The organism is Methylobacterium sp. J-076, from assembly GCF_022829405.1.
Classification (GTDB): Bacteria; Pseudomonadota; Alphaproteobacteria; order Rhizobiales; family Beijerinckiaceae; genus Methylobacterium.
On the sequence record NZ_JAKSXW010000129.1, the window covers coordinates 63,107 to 81,605 of the forward strand.

Below are 18,499 nucleotides of genomic sequence, written 5' to 3' on the forward strand. Positions count from 1 at the left end.
CGTGAGTGGGCGTGATCGGCGGCGCCTACCCGAACGTTCCGTTGCCGAACGTGCTACGCCCTTCCTGGGCACCGAACTGGAGGTAATGCTCCATCGGGTCGATGCCGGCGGCCTTCACATCGGTGTAGGTCGCCTCGTAGGTCTTGGTGTCGAATCCGGCCGAAGGGTCGCGGCCTTCCTTCCAGCCATACGTGTCGTAGTGGAGGAGCGGATCGAAATTCGCCGCCTTCACATCGGTATAGGCCGCGAGATAGCCCTTCGTGTCGAAGACCGCGTTCGGGTTGCGCCCCTCGTGCCAGCCGTAGGTCTCGTAGTGCTGGTAGGCGAAGGCAAAGCTGTCGCCACCGGCCGAGAGCGCAGCCTTGGCCACGTCCGTATTCGACAGAAGGTAGAACTCGGCGTCGAAGCCGGAATGCGTGTTGAGGTCGGTGGCTCTTCCGACGGCAGCGTAGGCCTCCCGTCCTTCGGCCTGGCCGAAGGAGATGTAATGGGCCAGCGGATCGACCCCCGCCGCCTTCACGTCCGGATTGCGGGCGAGGTACAGCTCGTTGTCGAAGTGGGCCGAAGGGTCACGGCCCTCCTTCCAGCCATACGTGTCGTAGTGGGTCAGCGGGTTCACCCCCGCTTCGGCCACGTCCCGGTTGGCGGCGAGATACCCAAGGGTCGAGAAGGAGGCGTTCGGGTCGCGGCCCTCGTGCCAGCCGAAGGTGGCGTAGTGGGTATCTGCATCGACACCGGCCTGCCAGACGTCGTGGTTGTTGGCGTAGTAGAAGAGATCGTCGACGAGCGGTGACCCGTCGTTCTCATTGACCACTCCGTCGCTGAACACGAACGTGTGGAGGCCGGTGACGGTGGTGCTGGAGCCGTCGGGCCCGAAAATCTGGGCGATCCCGCCCCGATCCTCGATGCCGGCATCGACCAGCCGGAAGCCGAACGTCGCGGTATCGCCGTTCACGGTCGGCAGGGCCTGCGGGACGGTGGCGTTCCCCGCAAGGTCGATCGCTTCGGCATGCAGGCTGTGACTTCCGGCCCCGAGGGCGCCGGAATACGCCCAATTGCCTTGGCCATCCACCGCCACGGCCCCCAGATCCCTGGTGCCGTCGAACACATGGACCGTCGTGCCGGCTTCCACCCCGACATGGCCGGCGAAAGTCACGGAGTCCTGCCCGTTCACGTGGGTGAAGCTCTGGTGCAGTGCCGTGAGCTGAGGCGCCTTGGTGTCCACCGTCAGCGCGACGGCCTCCGTGGTGGCACTGTTGCCGGCGCCGTCCGTGACCACCGCATGGAACAGGTAGTGTCCGTCTGCGAGGTTCGTTTGGGCCACCGTCGTGCCGGTGTAGGTGGCGCCGCCATCCGTGCTGACCTGGTAGGCGACTGTCGAGCCCTGTTCCTGGCCCGCCAGCGCCAACCCGAAGCTGGTGGCGCTGGTGATATGGTCCGTGTGGGATGGTCCGGTGTCGATGAGGTCGCTGAGCGCCAGCGTTCCAGCCGCCGGCGGCGTGGTGTCGATGACGAGAGTCGCGGGGACCGAGGCCTGAGAGACGTTGCCGGCCGCATCGGTGGCCGTCGCCGTGAGGGTGTTGGCGCCCTCCCCCAGCGCCGTGGTGGGAACGAGGCTATACGTCCCGTTCGCTCCGGCGACGGCGGTACCGAGCACCGTCGTGCCGTTCGAGACGGTCACCGTGGTGCCCGCTTCCGCCGTGCCCGTGATGACCGGCGTCGCATCGTTCGTCGTGCCGGGCAGGGTCGTGATGGACAATCCGACGGGGGCCACCGTATCGACGGTCAGGTTCACCCCGGCGGAGGCGGCGGAGGTGTTGCCGGCCGCATCGGTGGCGGTCACCGTGAGGGTGTTGGCGCCCTCCCTCAGTGCCGTGGTCGGGGTGACGCTGAAGCTGTTGCCGGCTCCCGCCACGGCGGTGCCGATCACGGCACCGTTGTCGAAGATGGTCACCGTCGTGCCGGCTTCCGCCGTCCCGCTGATGACCGGCGTGGTGTCGTTGGTCGCGACCGGCAGGCCCGTGAGGGAGGGTGTGCCGGGGGCCACCGTGTCGACGGTCAGGTTCACCCCGGCGGAGGCGGCGGAGACGTTGCCGGCCGTATCCGTGGCGGTCGCCGTGAGCGAGTTGGCGCCCTCCATCAGCCCTGTGGTCGGGGTGAGGGTGAAGGTGCCGTTGATGCCGACGACGGCGGTGCCGATGGCGGCGCCGTTGTCGTAGACGGTGACGGTCGTGCCGGCCTCGGCCGTACCGGTGAGGGTCGGCGTGGTGGTGTTGATCGGCCCGTTCTGGACGGCGAGGGTCGGCACGTTCGGTGCGAGCGTGTCGATGGTCAGGTTCACCCCGGTGGAGGCGGCGGAAACGTTGCCGGCCGCATCGGTGGCCGTCACCGTGAGGGTGTTGGCGCCTTCCCCCAGCGCCGTGGTCGGGGTGAAGCTGAAGGTGCCGTCGGTTCCGGCCACTGTCGTGCCGATCGCCGTCGTGCCGTCGAAGATGGTGACGGTCGCGCCGGCCTCGGCCGTGCCGGTGAGGGTCGGCATGGTGGTCTTGATCGGGCCGCCGACGGTGTCGAGGCTCGGCATGGGCGGTGCGTGCGTGTCGACGGTCAGGTTCACCCCGGCCGAGGCGGCGGAGGTGTTGCCGGCGACGTCCGTGGCGGTCGCCGTAAGCAGGTTGACGCCCTGGGCGAGAGCACCGGTCGGGGTGAAGGTGAAGGTCCCGTCCGTGCCGGCGACCGCGGTGCCGATCGCCGTCGCACCGTTGAAGACGGTGACGGTGGCACCGGCCTCGGCCGTGCCGGTGAGGGTCGGCGTGGTGTCGTTGGTCGTGAGGCCCGGCGCTGTGAGGGACGGGGCGCCCGGGGCCGCCGTATCGATGGTCAGATTCGTGCCGGCCGCCAGGGAGACGTTGCCGGCCGCGTCCGTGGCGGTCGCCGTGAGGGTGATGTCACCCGGGGCCAGGCCGGCGGACGGGGTGAAGCTGTAGTGCCCATCCGTGCCGGCGACGGTGGTGCCGAGCACCGACGTGCCGTTGAGGATGGTGACGGTGGCGCCGGCCTCGGCCGTGCCGGTGACGGTCGGCGTCGTGTCGTTGATGGGAGCGCCGAACGGCGTGATCGTGGGAACGCCCGGTGCGCTCGTGTCGATGGTCACGTTCACGCTGGCGGCGGGGGAGGCATTGCCCGCCACGTCCGTCGCGATCACCGTGAGGACGACGTTGCCCTGGGTCAGGGGGGTAGTCGGCGTGATGCTGAAGCTACCGTTGGCCACGGCGACGGCGGTGCCGATCACCGTGGCGCCGTTGAGGACCGTGACGGTGGCGCCGGCCTCGGCCGTGCCGGTGACGGTCGGCGTCGTGTCGTTGGTCGAGGCCGGGAAGGTCGCGATCGTGGGGGCGACCGGCACGGTCGTGTCCAGCAACACCTCCAGCGGTGCCGCCGGAGAAGTCGTTCCCGTTCCGCCCGGGCCCGTCGCGGTGACGAGGAGGGCGTTGCTGCCCTCGCTGAGCTGCGTGGTCAGCTCGACGCTGAAGTGACCGTCGGCATCTGCGGTGCCGGTGCCGAGCGGTGTGCCGGTGCTCGTGGTGATCGTGATGAGATCACCGGCCGTGGCCGTGCCGACGATGATCGGCGTGCTGTCGTTGGTCGGCGGAAGGAAGGTGACCGTGGGGGCACCGGTCACGGCGGTGTTGACGGTGAGCGCGGTGGGGGCCGACGCGGCCGAGACGTTCCCGGCCGCGTCCTGGGCGATGGCGGTCAGGGTCGTCAGCCCGTCGGGCAGGGGCACGCGCGGCGTGAGGCTGAAGGCGCCGTTGGTGTCGGCGGTGGTGGTGCCGAGCACCGTCGTGCCGCTGAGGACGGTGACGGACGCCCCGGCCTCCGCCGTGCCGGTGATGGTCGGCGTGGCGTCGCCGGTCGGAAGGGCGAAGGGGGTTATCGTGGGGGCGCTCGGCGCGGTCAGGTCGACGAGGAGCGGGCTGACCGGCCCGACCGACACGTTGCCGGCCGCATCCCGTGCCGTCACCCCGATCGAGGCGGTCCCCTCCACGAGGGCGGTGGTCGCCGTGACGACGAAGTGGCCATCCGCGGCGGCGACGGCCGTCCCGATCGCCGCCGTCCCGTCGAGGAGCGTGACGATCGCGCCGGCCTCCGCCGTGCCGGTGAAGGTCGGCGTGGTTTCGTGGGTTGAGGCGGCGAAGGCCGCGAGGACGGGGGTGGCCGGGGCCACCGTGTCGATGGTCAGGCTCACGCCGGTGGAGACCTCGGAGAGGTTCCCGGCCGCATCCCGTGCCGTCGCGGTGAGGACGTAGCCGCCGTCGGCAAGCACGGTGGCGGGGGTGAAGCTGAAGACGTTGCCGGCGGTGGCGACGGTCGTGCCAAGCACGGTATTGCCGTTCGAGATCGTGACCGTCGTGCCCGCCTCCGCGGTGCCGGTGATGGTCGGCGTGGCGTCGTTGGTCGGCGCGGCGAAGGCCGCGAGGGTCGGGGCGGTCGGCGCCACGGTGTCGATGGTGAGGCTGATGCCGGCGGAGGCCCCGGAGAGGTTGCCGGCCGCGTCCCGCGCCGTCGCGGTGAGGAAGTTGGCCCCTTGGGCGAGCTGCGTGACTGGCGTGAAGCTGAAGGCGCCGTTGGTGTCGGCCGTGGCGATGCCGAGGGCGGTGCCGTTGTCGGAAATCGTGACGGTCGCGCCGGCTTCGGCCGTGCCGGTGAGCGTCGGCGTGGTGGTGTTGGCCGGCCCGGTGAAGGGCAGGAGGGTGGGCGCGTTCGGCGCCACCGTATCGACGGTCACGCCGATGCCCGCGGAGGAGGTGGAGAGGTTTCCGGCCGCATCCCGCGCGGTGGCGGTGAGCAGGGTGAGCCCCTGGTTCAGGGCGGAGGTCGGGGTGACGCTGAAGTTTCCGTTGGCGTCGGCGACGGCGGTGCCGAGGACCGTCGCGCCGCTCAGGATCGTGACGGACGCGCCGGCCTCCGCGGTACCGGTGAGGGTCGGCGTGGCGGTGTTGATCGGGCCGACGAAGGGCGTCAGGGAGGGGGCGCCCGGCGCCACCGTATCCACGGTCAGGCCGACGCCGGTGGAGGCGGGGGAGAGATTGCCGGCCGCATCCCGGGCGGTCGCCGTGAGGAGGTTGAGACCCTGGCCGAGGTCTGCGCCCGGCGTGAAGCTGAATGTGCCGTTGCCGGCGGCCACGGCGGTGCCGAGCGAGACGTTGTTGTCGGAGATCGTCACGAGCGCGCCGGCCTCCGCCGTCCCGGTGATGGTCGGCCGGGCGACGTTGATCGGGCCGCTGAACGGGCCGATGACGGGTGCGTTCGGCGCCACCGTGTCGATGGCCAGGCTGACCCCGGTGGAGGGGGTGGAGATGTTGCCGGCCGCGTCCTGAGCAGTGGCGGTGATGAGGTTGATGCCCTGGCTCAGGGCCGCCGTGGGCGTGAAGCTGAAGGTCCCGCCGACGCTGGCGACGGTGGTGCCGATCACGGTGCCGTTGTCGAAGAGGGTGACGGTGGCGCCGGCCTCGGCCGAGCCGGTGATGGTCGGACGGGTCTCGTGGGGCGAGCCGCCGACGGGGGCGATGACGGGGACGTTGGGCGCCTGCGTGTCGATGATCAGGCTGACGCCCGCGGACACGGCAGAGACATTCCCGGCCGCATCGCGGGCGGTCGCGGTGATGAGGTTGGTGCCTTGGACCAGGGCGGCGGCCGGCGTGAAGCTGAAGGTCCCGCCGATGCCGGCGACGGTCGTGCCGATCACGGTGCCGTTGTCGAAGAAGGTGACGGTGGTACCGGCTTCCGCCGTCCCGGCGAGGGTCGGTGTGACCGTGTTGAGCGGGCCGGCGACCGCCGCCAGGGACGGGGTGACCGGCACCACCGTATCGATGACGAGGCTCACCCCGGTGGAGAGGCCGGAGACGTTGCCGGCCGCGTCGCTGGCGGTCGCGGTAAGGAGGTTCGCACCCGATGTGAGGGCCGTGGCCGGCGTGAAGCTGAAGCTGCCGTTGGTGCCGGCCACCGTGGTGCCGATCGGTGTGCCGTTATCGGAGATGGTGATGACGGCGCCAGCCTCGGCCGTGCCGGTGATGGTCGGCCTCGTGACGTTGGTCGGGCCGCTGAACGGCGCGATGACGGGCGCGGTCGGCGCGAGTGTGTCGATGGTCAGGCTGACGCCCGCGGACACCGCGGACTGGTTCCCGAAGGCATCGGTGGCCCTCGCCGTGAAGCCGTAGCTGCCGTCCGACAACGCCGTGCCCGGCGTGAAGGAGAAGGTGCCGTTCGCCGTCGCCGTCGTCGTACCGATGACGGTGGCGCCGCTATAGATCGTGACGGTGGACCCCGCTTCAGCGGTCCCCGTGAGGGTCGGAGTGTTGTCGAGGGTCGCGCCCGCTCCTGCCGACAGGGTGGGTGCCACGGGAACGGTGATGTCCGTCGTCGCGACGTTGTCGATCGAGAATCCGGTGTTGATGTTCACGTCGAGCAGGCTGCCCGCGTTGAAGATCCTGACTTCGGTGAGGTTCTGCCACTGCGTGCCGGATAGCGAGATATCCTGCTCTCCGAGTGCGACGAGGTTCGTGATGTCGCGAACGGCGACTTGGACGTTGTTGACGTAACCGACGATGAAGGTCGTCGAACCCAGGGCGATGTCGCGGGAGATCGACAGGGAGTTCAGCGTGAAGTTGCCGCCGGACACCTGGGATATCGAGAGATAGCCAGGGGCGACGCCGGGATTGAGCGATGCATCCGTCGACAGCAGCCCGCGTTCGATGCTGATGTTCCCGACAGGGGTCGAGGGGTCCGCCTTGTGAGCGTAGACGTAGCCGTCGATGATGAGCGGATTGCCCGACGCGCCGAAAGAGCTGTCGAAGTTCTGGGTTACAGGCATGATTCCTCCCAATCCCGGCAACTCTACGAACAGGTCAGCCAAGACCTGTCCCGTTGCCTGAAGTCACGACGCGAGCGGATGGTATGACTTGGGACGGGTCTCGCGACGTCCCATCACGTCGCCGTCCATGCCGAGGAGGATGCGGGATCGAGATCTGGCTGAATAGATCTCATTCTGGAAATGACTTTTCCAAAATCGAATTGAGATGTGTCTCAGACAAGCATTTCGATGCGGCCGAATTATCAATTACAAATCGGGATATTTACGAATTTTTAGCAATCGTCACGTTTTGGGAGCCGACGATGATCTTGGCGGTGTGTGTGGGATGGCGTGCCGCAGGGGAGGTCGAACGTCACCGCGGCGGTCTCGAGCGTTTTCCGCGAACCTTGGATCAAGTGTTCCCGCGGCTTCGTGCGGGTCCCCTCCCCCTTGTGGGGAGGGGTGGGGGGAGCGCGCGTCGCGCTTCACGATCTTGGTTTTCCAGAAAACGCTCTAAGGGGGCCCGACCGCGCGACGAGCGGTGGCGCCGGCCGCAGGGGATGAAGCGTTCCACGCGACGTGCCAGCCGTGCAGGTCACTCCCTGCAGGTCGTTCACTCGGTGTCAGGCGCTTCCCGCTCTGCCCGCATCCATTGGGGAAAGTCGGATCAGGGCACACCCCAATCGGGATTGTCGGTCCTCTCGACGGCGAGGCGCCTCCTCCGGCCCGCGCCGCAGTCGCCACCGCCGGGGCGGTCGTCATGGCGGTGACGTTCCCAGGCGTCGGCAGCAGACCACAGCGGCGGCCTTACGCCCGCCTTTTCGCGCCCTCAACGGCAACCCATCCCATCGGATAGGGCCGCGCCCCCGCGGTCCCGAAGGGAGACCGCCGCGCGAACTCCATCGCAAACACGAGAAGGAGATTTGCCCGCGCCGAGATGAGACGCGACGACGTGGTCAGATAAAGCGGGATCGATTCCGAGCTCCATTCAGGAAGCAGGCGTTCAAGATCCCGCCTCGCCTCGGATCTGAAGGTGTCGGCAATCGTCGGCAGAAGCGAGATGCAATTGCCAGCGCCTACCATATCCTCAGCGACGGTGAAGCAATTGCATGTCATCGCATCGTTCAGCGCGATGTCTTCCGATTCATCGCCGCGGGAGAATCGCCAGGCCTGTCGATAATTCTCGACGGCGAGCAAGTTGAAGTTCTGCAGGTCCCGCGGCCGGTTCGGATGCCCGTGTCGCTCGAGATAGGACCGTGATGCGTAGGTTCCCATTTCGATGTCACCGAGCTTGCGCACGATCATCGAGGACTCCTTGGGGATCCCCGCAACGATCGCGATCTCGCAGTCCTGTGCGAGTGCCTCGACCGGCGAGGCCAGCGACTCGATGTGGAAGTGGATGTCGGGGTGATGCTCGGCGAACTGCGTGACGAGCGCGGAGAAATGGTGGATCACCGTGCCGATCTGGGGAAGCGCGATGCGGATTTCGCCGGAGACCGATTTGATATCGGCCTGGAAATCCAGAAAGACTTGTTCGGCTTCCTCGACGATCCGGCTCGCCTCGCGGACATAGGCAGCTCCCTGGGCGGTGAAGGCCAGGCGCCTGGTCGTCCGGTCGATGAGCCGGGTGCCCAACGCCTCCTCAAAGGCCGCGACCCGCCGGGAGAAGGAGGATGTCGCGATCCCGAGATCCTTCGCAGCCAAGCTGAAGCTCTGGCGCTGCGAAAGCTTCACTATGAGCGACATGTCGCTCAAGAGTTGTGGGCTCAGCGTGTTCTTCATTCCACACCTGTGCAGCCGCGACGGAGGAACTGATGGGACAGGCGGGGAACCTCGCCGCAGTCGAGCGCGTCGCGCGCCTGTGCGGGCGATGAGGCCTCGGGCCTGCGTGTAGGCGGCCGGACCATGAAGGCCACCGCCGCCGAATGAGGCAGGAGGGCCCTCATGCGTTCGGCCCCGGACCGATGCCGACATCGACGCATCCTGCGCCGGATACCTGGTTGCGCAGGCCGGCCTTGGCCGATTCAGTGCACCGATCGGAGGTGTGGACGCCGGATCGCCAGCATTCGACCTCAGCGCCGGGAGGTAAAGACGCAGATATCGATGCCGAACTCGCAACCAGTGTCCCGATAGGCCCGAAGCGCATTGTTTCTCCAGCGAATGATCGCTCGACCGAGAAGGATCTCGTGATGGGAACCGGATGACCGCAGCGGATCGGGACACATGTTTCCACCGTAAGTTGTATTTTTGAGCGCGAAAAGCAACCCCCGGGGTCGCGGCTGAGGGCCGCTCACGCCTCATCATCCGCGGACGCGTCCGGCAATTGCGCCAGCATGGTCTGGAGCACCTGGCGGCGTCCGTCGAGGTCGCGCGTGGATCCCCTTCGCCCAGGCAGCTTTCCGGTCGGCGACTGCCGCGCAGGCCTGCGCGCCCACCGGAGTGGGAACGACGAGGTGGGCGGCGCGGAGCGCCTGCCGGCGGGCGCTGGTCGGACCGAGGTCGGCGACGAGGCGGAGCCCCCGACAGGTCCCGAACGGTCGATTTCGGTTCGAGGCGGACGAGGTCGTTCGCCCGCAGCTCATCGACGGAATACTGCACAGCCTGCCGGAACGGCGACCGGGGCAGATTTCCGGCTGGTCCACCTGTGGTCGAGACTTCGGGGGAGCGGACGAAATACTACGGCTTCGGGAAAGGCAGCTCCCCGGAGGGCGACACGAGCCCCGCCCCGATCGCGATCCACACGAGGTGCGCGTCGGTGCGCGCGCCGAGCGTGGCACGGATCCCCGAGAGGTTGTTGTGCACCGTCTTCAGGCTCAGGCACAGCGCCTCGGCGATGGCCTGGGCGGTCATCCCCCCGGCGGTGAGGCTCAGGATTTCGAGTTCCCGCGGGCTCAGTTCGTCCAGCGCCGTGCGCCCACCCGCCACCTCGTCCTGGGCGATCGCACCCGCGATGTCGGCGCTCATGGCCCGTTCGCCACGCAGCACGGCGGCCACCGCCGCCAGCAGCTCGCGGGGAGGGCTCGCCTTGCTCACGTATCCGCTCGCCCCCGCGGCGAAGGCTTGGCGCGCGACCGCCGCCCCCGTGCGCATGCTGAACACGAGGATGCGGGCGGCCCCGTCCCATTGGCGGATGTGACGGATGGCCTCGATGCCGCTCGGCCCGGGCAGCGACAGGTCGAGGATCACGAGATCCGGCGCGTGAGCCTTGTAGTGGCGATAGGCCGCCGCCGCGGTTTCGGCCTCCGCGACCACGATCAGGCCCGGCTGGCGCTCGATCAGGCGGCGATAGCCCTCCCGCACGACAGGATGGTCATCGACGAGGAGGATGGACGGGGCCACGACGCGGTCTCAGCCAATGGTCGGCACGGACGCGCAGGCCCGGATGCCGCTGCCCGTGCCGGTGAGCGAGAGGCTTCCGCCGAGGGCGGCGAGGCGCGCCCGGATGCCGACGAGCCCGCGGCCCGCGTGGGACGCCGTTCGGGGCACATCGCCCCCGCCATCGTCGTCCAGCATGAGCGTCACCGTCCGCGCCCCTGTCGCCGTCCGGTCGAGCCGCAGGAAGACCCGGCTCGGCCTGCCGTGGCGGAGGGCATTCGTCAGCAGTTCCTGCGCGATCCGGTAGAGGCTTGCCGACACGTTCGCGGGGATGCCGGTGAGGTCGCCCTCCACATCGAGATGGAGGACCGGGCCGGACCTGAGCTGCCCCCGCCAGTCTGCGACGAGGCCACGGAGGGCCGCCTCCAACCCGGCTTCGGCGAGATCGGGCAGTTCGAGGCGGGCCAGCGCCCCGCGCAGGCTCTCCCGCATGGTGGCGATGATCGTCTCGATGCCGCGGGCGTCCTCGCGGAGATCCTCGCGCTCCGGGGGCGCGGCCAGGTCGATCGCGGCGGCGCGCGCACCGGCGGCGGCGAGGCACTGGCCGAAGGCATCGTGCAGGTCGCGGGCGAGGGCCTGCCGCTCCTCCTCCTGAACCGTGACGAGCCGCTGCATCAGGTCGGCGCGCTCGGCCTCGGTGCGGGCCAGCCGGTCGGCGAGGGCGTTGCAGGCGAGGGCGATCCGGTCGAACTCGGCGGCGGCGAAGCGGGGCAGCGGCGATCGGATGCCGGCCATGTCGAGGTTTTCCAGCCCCTGCACGATCCGCCCGGCGGGCGCGACGAGGCGCGTGACGGCGAGCCAGGTGAGAAGCCCCGTCGCCGCCGCCAAGCCGAGGGCAAGGCCGCCCGCGAGCCTCACCCGCCGCCAGACACGGGCCGCGGCAGCCAACGGGTCGGGCCAGGCCGTGACGCTGCCGATGGTGCGCCCGCGGTACACGACCGCCCGGAGGGTCGGTTCGGCGCTGGCCTCCCACGCGAGCCCCCTGCGAAACCAGGCGGGGGCGGCATCGAGCCCGTCCCAGTCGCCGCAGAAGCGGCGGGGCAATTCCGCGCCGAGGTGAATGTCGGCGCAGATTCCCGGCAGGAGCGTGAGGATCGCCGGCGCGGCCTGCGGCGCGGTCGCGGGCATCGCGGCCGGCCCGGCGCTGCCGAGGCCCGGCTGGCGCGCAAGCTGCGCGGCGATCCGGTCCCCCGAGGTCGCAGCCTCCCAGCGAAGGCTCGCATGGGCCTCCCAAGCGGTCCATGCGACCGCTCCCGCCAAGCACAGCATGGCGACCGCGAGGAGGCGTAGGCCGAGATGCGCGGGCAGGCTCATGGATCACACGGTCGGGCGCCAAGCGAGGCTCTGACTTGGCCTCGGGAACGTTCCGGCGCGCAAGCCGCACCGTGCGAGGTCGGGAAGAATGCCCGGGCCTTTGCGGGAGGACGTCCCTGGCCCGATCCCGGCACGATCTGGAGGATGGCGCCGTCTCGTTCTCCCGGAGCCGGCCATGTCCCTTCACCTCTCCCGCCGCAACCTGCTGGCCGCGTCCGCCCTGGTGCCGCTCGGGCTGCACGTCCCGGCCGTGGCCGCGCCCCTGGGCGGTCCCTACCGGGTCGGTGCGTTCACGGTGACGCCGTTGCGCGACGGGCTCTTCCCCCTGGAGCCGAGCATGATCCCGGCCGCCGAAGGCCAAGCCGGGCAGGCGTTGCTGAAGGGGGCCGGTTTCCCCGCGACAGGTCCGTCGCCGGAGCCGGTCAACGCGTTCCTGATCCGGCGCGGAGGTCGGCACTGGCTGCTCGATGCGGGCTGCGGGACCGTCCTCGGACCGGGGTTCGACCGCGTGACCGCCGCCCTGGCGGCGGAAGGTGTGAGGCCGGATCAGGTCGAGACCGTTTGGCTGAGCCATCTCCACGCCGACCATGCCGGCGGCCTCCTGACGCCGCGCCGCCTCGCGCGGTTCGCGAACGCGGAACTCGTGCTCCAAGAGCGTGAGGTGGCCTACTGGTCGGATGCGGGTGCCCGGGCCTCGGCTCCGGCCGCGTTGAGCCCGATGTTCGAGACGGCGCAGGCGGTGCTGGCAGCCTATCCGGATCGAATCCGGCGTGTCTCCGGCGAAGCGGAGCTCGCGCCGGGTGTCCACGCGCTGCCGCTGCCCGGCCATACGCCCGGACACATGGGCGTGCTGATCGCGGACGGCCCCGAACGGCTGCTGATCTGGGGCGACATCATCCACTCGCGGCTCCTGCAGCTGCCGCACCCGGACTGGACGGTGATCTGGGACACCGACCCCGCAGAGGCGATCGCCACGCGACGGCGCATCCTCGATCGTGCCGCGACGGAGGATTTGAGCGTGACCGGGATGCACCTCGCCGCCCGCGGCAGGATCGGGCGATCCGGTGCGGGATATGTCCTGATTTAGGCGGGCGAGAACCCTGGGGGCCGCGGGCGTCCGCGTTCGCGGTATTCGCGACGACCGTCCGGCGACGGCATCGGGTCGGGGGGGCCCGTCTGCTTTTGGCCGGATGCCCGGACAGCCATTCGGCACTTGCTACGGAGTCCGCGCTTCATCGCACGCGATCACGACCATCGCGCGCGCATACCGGTCGTCTGCGCGGACTGTTCGGGAAGACACGCCCGTCATCACGGCCTCGTTTGGCCTTGCAGCCACCGGGCATCGGCGGGGCGAGACGGGCCCATGGCTCGCCCGTGAGGGATCTGGGTCCGGCAGGTGGGACGAGGCTGCTCTCCCGAAGAGAAGCCATGACCCACATCCCCACCATGGTCGGAACACCCGAACGTTGGATCCTCACCACACCCTAGTGCGGAGGCCGCCCGCGGGAGGCTTCCGACAGAGACGGCCTCCGTTTCCTGCGCCGCCGGGCCACGACCTTCCGGAGGGCGCGTGAGAGCGCCTCCACCGAGTATGGCTTGTGGAGAAGCTCGAACCCCTTCGTGCCCTTGTCGGCGAGCACGTGGCTGTAACCGGAGGCCAACAACACCGGCAGGTCACCGTGCCGTCGGTGGATCTCGCGGGCGAGGTCGATGCCGTCCATGCCGGGCATGACCACGTCCGAGAACACCACGTCGAACCTGTCGGCGTCCTGCCCGAGCTCGGCCAGGGCCTGCTGCGCGTCCGAGGCCCACACCGTGATGTACCCCAGCTCCGCCAGGGTCTGGGTGGCGAAGGCCCCGACCGCGACGTTGTCCTCGACGACGAGCACGCGGGTGCCGTGGCCGTCGATCAGCGGCTCGGGCTCCGCCATGTCCGCGACCCGCGCCTCGCCGTCCACCCTCGGCAGGTACAAGGTGAAGGTCGTGCCGTGGCCGACCTCGCTCGCGACGAACACCTCGCCACCGGTTTGTTTCACGAAGCCGAACACCTGCGATAGCCCCAGTCCCGTGCCCTGGCCCACCGCTTTGGTGGTGAAGAACGGCTCGAAGATCTGGTCCAGGCGCCCGGCCGGGATGCCTGTCCCGGTGTCGGAGACGGAGACGGCGACGAACCGGCCCGGCACCGGGGGATCCAACCCGGCGGCCGGCATCGCGTCGGCCGACCGGATGCGGATGACGAGACGGCCCTCCCCGTCCATCGCGTCGCGTGCGTTGACCGCCATGTTCACCAGCGCCGTGTCGAACTGGCTCGGGTCGGCGTCGGCGAAGCACGGCTCGCCGGGAAGCTCCGTGGAGATCGTGATGCGCGCGCCCATCAGCGTCCCCAACATCTCGGCGATGGCCTTGACGCTCTGGCCGACGTCGAACACCTCCGGCTTGAGCGCTTGGCGACGGGCAAAGGCGAGGAGCTGCCCCGTGAGCTTCGCGGCCCGGGCGACGGTGTCCGAAATCGCCCCGATGTATCGCGCGCGGCGCTCCTCGGGGAGATTCGGCCGCTTCAGCAGGTCCGTGGACGACTTGATCACGGTCAGCAGGTTGTTGAAGTCGTGCGCGACGCCCCCGGTGAGTTGGCCGACGGCCTCCATCTTCTGGGACTGCCGGAGGTGTTCCTGCGTCTTGGCCAGCATGGATTGCTCGCGCAGCCGCTCGGTGACGTCCGTCACGAACTGGTAGCAGCCGATGCGCTCGCCGTTCGTGTCTCGCAACGTGCGGAAGCTGACCTCGTAGCACGGGCGCTCGCGGTTCGGGTCGCCGAAGTCCTGGACGAAGGTGATCTCTTCCCCGGCGAGGCCGCGCGCCCAGCCGCGCCTGACCTGGTCGAGGTGCTCCGGCTGATCGGCCAGCAGCGCCAGCATGTTGTCGCCGACCTTCGGCCGGATGCCGTAGACGCGCTCGAACTCGTCGGCGTTGGCCCTGTTGAGGGCGAGGATGCCGTAATCCGGATCGCAGGCCATCATCATGACGTCGGTGCTCTCGACGATGCCCGCGAGCAGGTTGCGCTCCGCCGTCCTGGAGACGAGTTCGGCCTCCCGCTGCTTTTCGAGCGTGATGTCGCGCCCCGTGCAGTAGACGAGGCCGCCCTCCGGCACGCCGATCCACGAGATCCAGCGATAGGATCCGTCCTTGCACCGGTAGCGGTTCGCCTCCCTGGCGAGCCGCTGTTCCCGCATGACCTCCCGGAAATTGGTTCGGGTGCGTTCGAGGTCGTCGGGATGCAGGAGATCCCAGATCGGCGTACGGGTCACCTCGGCCTCCGACCACCCGAGCAGGGTGTCCCAAGCCGGGTTCGAGGTCTCGAAGTATCCGCGCTCGTTCAGCGCCCCCATGAGGTCGGGAGAGAGGGCCCAGGTCCGGCCCCGGGCCTGCGTGCGCTCGATGACCCGGCGTTCGAGGTCGGCGTTCACGGCGCGCAGGTCGGCCTCGGCCTGCCTGAGTTCGGTGACATCGTGGAAGACGCCGACCATCCGGAGGTGGCCGCCGTCCTGCACCGGCTTGTTGGAGCTGCGGATCGTCCGGGTCGTGCCGTCCGGGCGCGTGACCCGATAGTCGGCCACGACCTCGGCACCATTCGCACGGGCCGCCTCGGTCAACGCGTAGGCCCGCTCCACGTCGATCTTCTCCAGCCGTGCGAACACCTCGTCCTGATGGACCGGCCCGGCCGGGGCGAGCCCGAAGATCTCGCGGCTCCGGGCGTCCATCTCGACTGCGCCGGTGACGGTGTCCCACTCGAAGATGCCGAGCCTTGCGATGTCGACGGCAAGGGATAGCCGCGCCTGGCTCGCCCGGGTTGCCGCCTGGGCGCTCTCGATGCGCGCGTGCGCGGGCTGGTGGGATGCGTCGCCGTCGACGTCCCGCGCGCCATCGGCTTCGTGTCCGTGTGCCATGCGATCAGCGGATCTTGCGCCCTACGGCGAGGCGCGCCTGTTCCTTCAGCACGAAGTCCGGTTCGCTCCGTTCGAGCATTCTCAGGGCGGCCCGGACGACCTCGCTGACGCTGCCGTATTGCCCGGAATGGACGCGCTCGCCCAGAAACGCGTGCTGCTCAGGTGTCACCGAGATGGTGATGGTTTTTCGTCCGGCCATGTCCGACGACTACCAGACTATGACATCTGCTTACAGCATGGTTTCCCCGCATCCCGACCGGCGCGCGCATCCTCGATCCGGGGGAACGCGGCGCTCCTGAACCGGCCGCCCTGCCCGGGCGGGGCTCGCGGGCGCCCGCTCGAACACCCGAGGCCCGCCCGCCCGGATACCCGGACGCGAGGCGCACCGCCCAGGCCTGCGTGCGGCTCGCCCTCGAACGCCTCGTCCGGGGCAGCGACTGGCCGCACGCCACCGAGACGCATGGGCCCGAGGACGCGATGCTGTTCGAGTGGGCCGGCGGCGAAGGCGGTGCGGGACGGGATCCCCATCGACAACCCGCCCACGCCCTACGGCTTCGCCTGATGGGAGAACGGCCGATGCGGAGTCCGGCCACGCCGTCCCGCCGCCCGGTCGCCGCCTGACGGGGGCGCAGGCCCCCTCCGTCAGGGAGCGGATGCGGGACGGGCGGCGGCGACCAACTGGTCTCCATCCTCCGGCAACAGCAACCGCTCCGCCACGAGGCGGTCGACGGCCAGCGAGACCGCCGCGACATGATCCGCCTGGGCGGGGTAGCGCTCCGCGAGTGAGGGGCGTGGATCGCCCCTGGCTTCGCGGTCGGCCTTCGTCGCGGCGAAGGGGATCAGGCTGCCCTCCCGGTCGCACAGCTCGCCCGCCGGGAAAGGGTCGGCATAGAGGTTCCAACCGGTGCGTGTGGCGCTGGGCGCCGCGACGTCCGGCAGGCGGATGCCGGCGAGATCGTTCCCATCCGCGTCCACCTTCGGGACCAGCGGCCGGTACTGCCTGCCGCCCTCGGGATGGGGATCGACGTAGGTCGCGAACCGGGCGATCGCGTTGGGAGCGGGCGCCGCGGCGATCCCCGGGATGTAGGGGAAGCCGGTATCGACGGCCTCGACGAGGGTGCCGTCGGCGAGACGGGGCACCCGGCTGTCCGGCGGGGCGCGTCCGTCCCTCACCCAATCTTCCAGGGCGACGAGGAGCGCGCGCAGGGCCGGCCCCGGATTGAGGGTGTTGCGCCGGTAGGCACACGGCCCCTTGTCGGACGACAGCCCCGCACGCCCGTAATGGAAGCCGCTCGCGATCAGGAAGGCGCGCGCCGTGTCCGGCAGGGCGACGTCGTGTCGGCCGAGCGGATCGGTGGTCAGCAGCGACGCGCCCTTCTGCCAGTATTCCGTGCTCGTGTTGGTCTCGATCAGCAGCGGATCGAAGCCGTCGCCGCGCAGGAGGGCGCCGCTCTCGCCGGTGACCGGGTCGTGCTGCGCCGCCGCCGAGAAGGGGAAGGCATTCTCCGGGTAGAGGTGATCCTCATGCTGCGTGTTGGTGCGGGAGGGCTGCCCGAAGCGCGCGTTGAGGAACACGCCGCCGACCCCGGCGATGTGGGACAGCACACCGTCGAACACGCGACGGCCCGCCTCGTCGCGGTTGAAACCCTGATGGATGAAGTCCCGCAGGAAGCGTCCGCTCTGCGAGATGCCCAGGGCGACCGCGTGCCGGATGGCGCCGCCCGCTGGGTTGGCGCCGCCCGCGGATTCGCCCCGCAGATACGCCACCACATCCCGTGTCGCGGCGAAGCCGATGCCGAGCACCTTCGGGCCGGTGGCCCGGTAGGTGAACATGTACAGGGAGCCGGGCTCGGGTTTCGCGCCGGCCGGCAGCAGCCGGAGCTGCTTGGGGCCGGCGAAGGCCCACGCCTCCCGCGGCACGGCCCGCGGGGGATCCGCCTCCCGCCGGCGTAGGGTGAGGTTCGCCCCCGCCTGATCGAGGCTCGCGCTGTTGAAAGTCAGGTAGAACGGCGCCTCGGTCGGTCCCCGGGTGCCGCTGACGAGCTCGTCGCGGACCGTCTCGACGATGGGCGTGCCATCCCGGGTGGCGACCGGGACGTCGATCGCCATGCCGCCCTGCTGGCGCAGGGCGTCGGCCTCCCAGCCCGACCAGACGATCGTGTCGCCCCGCCGGAGGACGAGGCCGGTGCCGGCGTCGGCTGCGGCCTTCGGGTCGTTCACGGCCTGGGCCGCCTGGGCGGGGGCGTCGAGGACCCAGTTGAAGAGGAACTTGCGGCCCCGGTTGAGAGCCTCGTAGAGGAGGATTCCGCTCCCGCGGGACGGGTCTTTGGGCCGCAGCATGAACAGGTCGGTGCGATACTCGACCAGCCCCCGGGCGTTGCGCGGCGCCAGCGCGATGTCGGCGATACCGCTGTTGGAGGGATCGGCGGGGTCGAGTTCGCCGCTCGCAGTCCCGATGACCCGCTCGTAAGGGCCGGCATCTCCCCAATCGATCCCATCCGCGAAGGCTTCGACCTTCTGGATCTGGAGGGACGTGACCCGCGACTGCGCGGTCGTCGCCACGAGGCTGCAGCCCAATGCGCCGAGGATCGCCCAGGTCACCCGCATGATCGCTCCCGCCCTTAATCTCGCCGCGTCTCGCGGGCGACCACATACAGTAGCGGCCGGTCAATCGACGGCGATGGCGCCCCTGCAGCTTGGCGGCCGAGACGATCTGTCAGGCTGGGAGCCGCCCCGGCCTACCGGATCAGCCCGCAGCCCAGCGGGCAGAGATCGCTGAAGGCGGGGATGACGATGTCGCCGCCGGAGATCGTCCCCCCGGTGGTCTGTGTGTAGCGGGCGAGGTCGCCCGGGGGTAGGAGGAGGACGGGCACGAGGGCGCGCTGCCCCTCGACGACGCGGGCCTCGTACCAGAGCATCGGCGCGGCGACGGCGGCCTTCTGGGTGTCGGTGAGGGTGTCGCCGAGATGGATCTCGGGATGGGCCTTCAGGTAGTCGACGGTGCCCTGGTAGAGGG

The 18,499-nt window shown here is 69.8% G+C and carries 9 protein-coding genes; 1 reads left to right on the forward strand and 8 read right to left on the reverse strand.

What is annotated here, in order from left to right; translation table 11 throughout:
- Positions 1-25 precede the first annotated feature (25 nt).
- From MKK53_RS13850 to MKK53_RS13865, 4 genes are all read right to left on the reverse strand, one after another.
- Complete coding sequence (locus MKK53_RS13850) at positions 26-6,871, reverse strand: Ig-like domain-containing protein (RefSeq protein ID WP_243929287.1); 6,846 nt, start codon at positions 6,869-6,871, stop codon at positions 26-28.
- Positions 6,872-7,657: 786 nt separating this feature from the next.
- The gene (locus tag MKK53_RS13855; protein WP_243929288.1) at positions 7,658-8,632 is read right to left on the reverse strand and encodes a LysR family transcriptional regulator; all 975 of its coding nucleotides are present in this window, start codon (positions 8,630-8,632) and stop codon (positions 7,658-7,660) included.
- A gap of 894 nt (positions 8,633-9,526) precedes the next feature.
- Positions 9,527-10,189 carry a response regulator transcription factor gene (locus MKK53_RS13860; RefSeq protein ID WP_243929289.1) on the reverse strand — a complete coding sequence of 221 codons (663 nt, stop codon included), beginning with the start codon at positions 10,187-10,189 and terminating at the stop codon, positions 9,527-9,529.
- Between the two features lie 9 nt (positions 10,190-10,198).
- The gene (locus MKK53_RS13865; RefSeq protein ID WP_243929290.1) at positions 10,199-11,539 is read right to left on the reverse strand and encodes a sensor histidine kinase; all 1,341 of its coding nucleotides are present in this window, start codon (positions 11,537-11,539) and stop codon (positions 10,199-10,201) included.
- 175 nt (positions 11,540-11,714) lie between these two features.
- On the opposite strand from MKK53_RS13865, the gene MKK53_RS13870 reads away from it, so the two are divergent.
- On the forward strand, positions 11,715-12,626 hold the full coding sequence (locus MKK53_RS13870) for an MBL fold metallo-hydrolase (RefSeq protein ID WP_243929291.1): 912 nt from the start codon (positions 11,715-11,717) through the stop codon (positions 12,624-12,626).
- Positions 12,627-13,023: 397 nt separating this feature from the next.
- Here MKK53_RS13870 and MKK53_RS13875 read toward each other — a convergent pair whose 3' ends face one another.
- The 4 genes from MKK53_RS13875 to MKK53_RS13890 form a co-directional block, all read right to left on the reverse strand.
- The gene (locus MKK53_RS13875) at positions 13,024-15,483 is read right to left on the reverse strand and encodes a PAS domain S-box protein (protein WP_243929292.1); all 2,460 of its coding nucleotides are present in this window, start codon (positions 15,481-15,483) and stop codon (positions 13,024-13,026) included.
- A 4-nt stretch (positions 15,484-15,487) separates the two neighbouring features.
- Entirely contained in the window at positions 15,488-15,682 is a 195-nt protein-coding gene (locus MKK53_RS13880; RefSeq protein ID WP_243929293.1) for a type II toxin-antitoxin system ParD family antitoxin, read from the reverse strand.
- 443 nt (positions 15,683-16,125) lie between these two features.
- Positions 16,126-18,090 (reverse strand): alpha/beta hydrolase domain-containing protein, encoded by a 1,965-nt coding sequence (locus tag MKK53_RS13885; RefSeq protein ID WP_243929294.1) that lies wholly within the window; start codon positions 18,088-18,090, stop codon positions 16,126-16,128.
- Between the two features lie 131 nt (positions 18,091-18,221).
- Positions 18,222-18,401, reverse strand: coding sequence for a hypothetical protein (locus MKK53_RS13890; protein ID WP_243929295.1), 180 nt, complete (start codon positions 18,399-18,401; stop codon positions 18,222-18,224).
- Between the last annotated feature and the right edge of the window lie 98 nt (positions 18,402-18,499).

Bases quoted from the DNA above. Each gene is read 5' to 3' on its own strand.
- MKK53_RS13850 (WP_243929287.1), bottom strand. From the start codon at position 6,871: ATGCCTGTAACCCAGAACTTCGACAGCTCTTTCGGCGCGTCGGGCAAT.
- MKK53_RS13855 (WP_243929288.1), bottom strand. From the start codon at position 8,632: ATGAAGAACACGCTGAGCCCACAACTCTTGAGCGACATGTCGCTCATA.
- MKK53_RS13865 (WP_243929290.1), bottom strand. From the start codon at position 11,539: ATGAGCCTGCCCGCGCATCTCGGCCTACGCCTCCTCGCGGTCGCCATG.
- MKK53_RS13870 (WP_243929291.1), top strand. From the start codon at position 11,715: ATGTCCCTTCACCTCTCCCGCCGCAACCTGCTGGCCGCGTCCGCCCTG.
- MKK53_RS13875 (WP_243929292.1), bottom strand. From the start codon at position 15,483: ATGGCACACGGACACGAAGCCGATGGCGCGCGGGACGTCGACGGCGAC.
- MKK53_RS13880 (WP_243929293.1), bottom strand. From the start codon at position 15,682: ATGGCCGGACGAAAAACCATCACCATCTCGGTGACACCTGAGCAGCAC.
- MKK53_RS13885 (WP_243929294.1), bottom strand. From the start codon at position 18,090: ATGCGGGTGACCTGGGCGATCCTCGGCGCATTGGGCTGCAGCCTCGTG.
- MKK53_RS13890 (WP_243929295.1), bottom strand. From the start codon at position 18,401: ATGCTCTGGTACGAGGCCCGCGTCGTCGAGGGGCAGCGCGCCCTCGTG.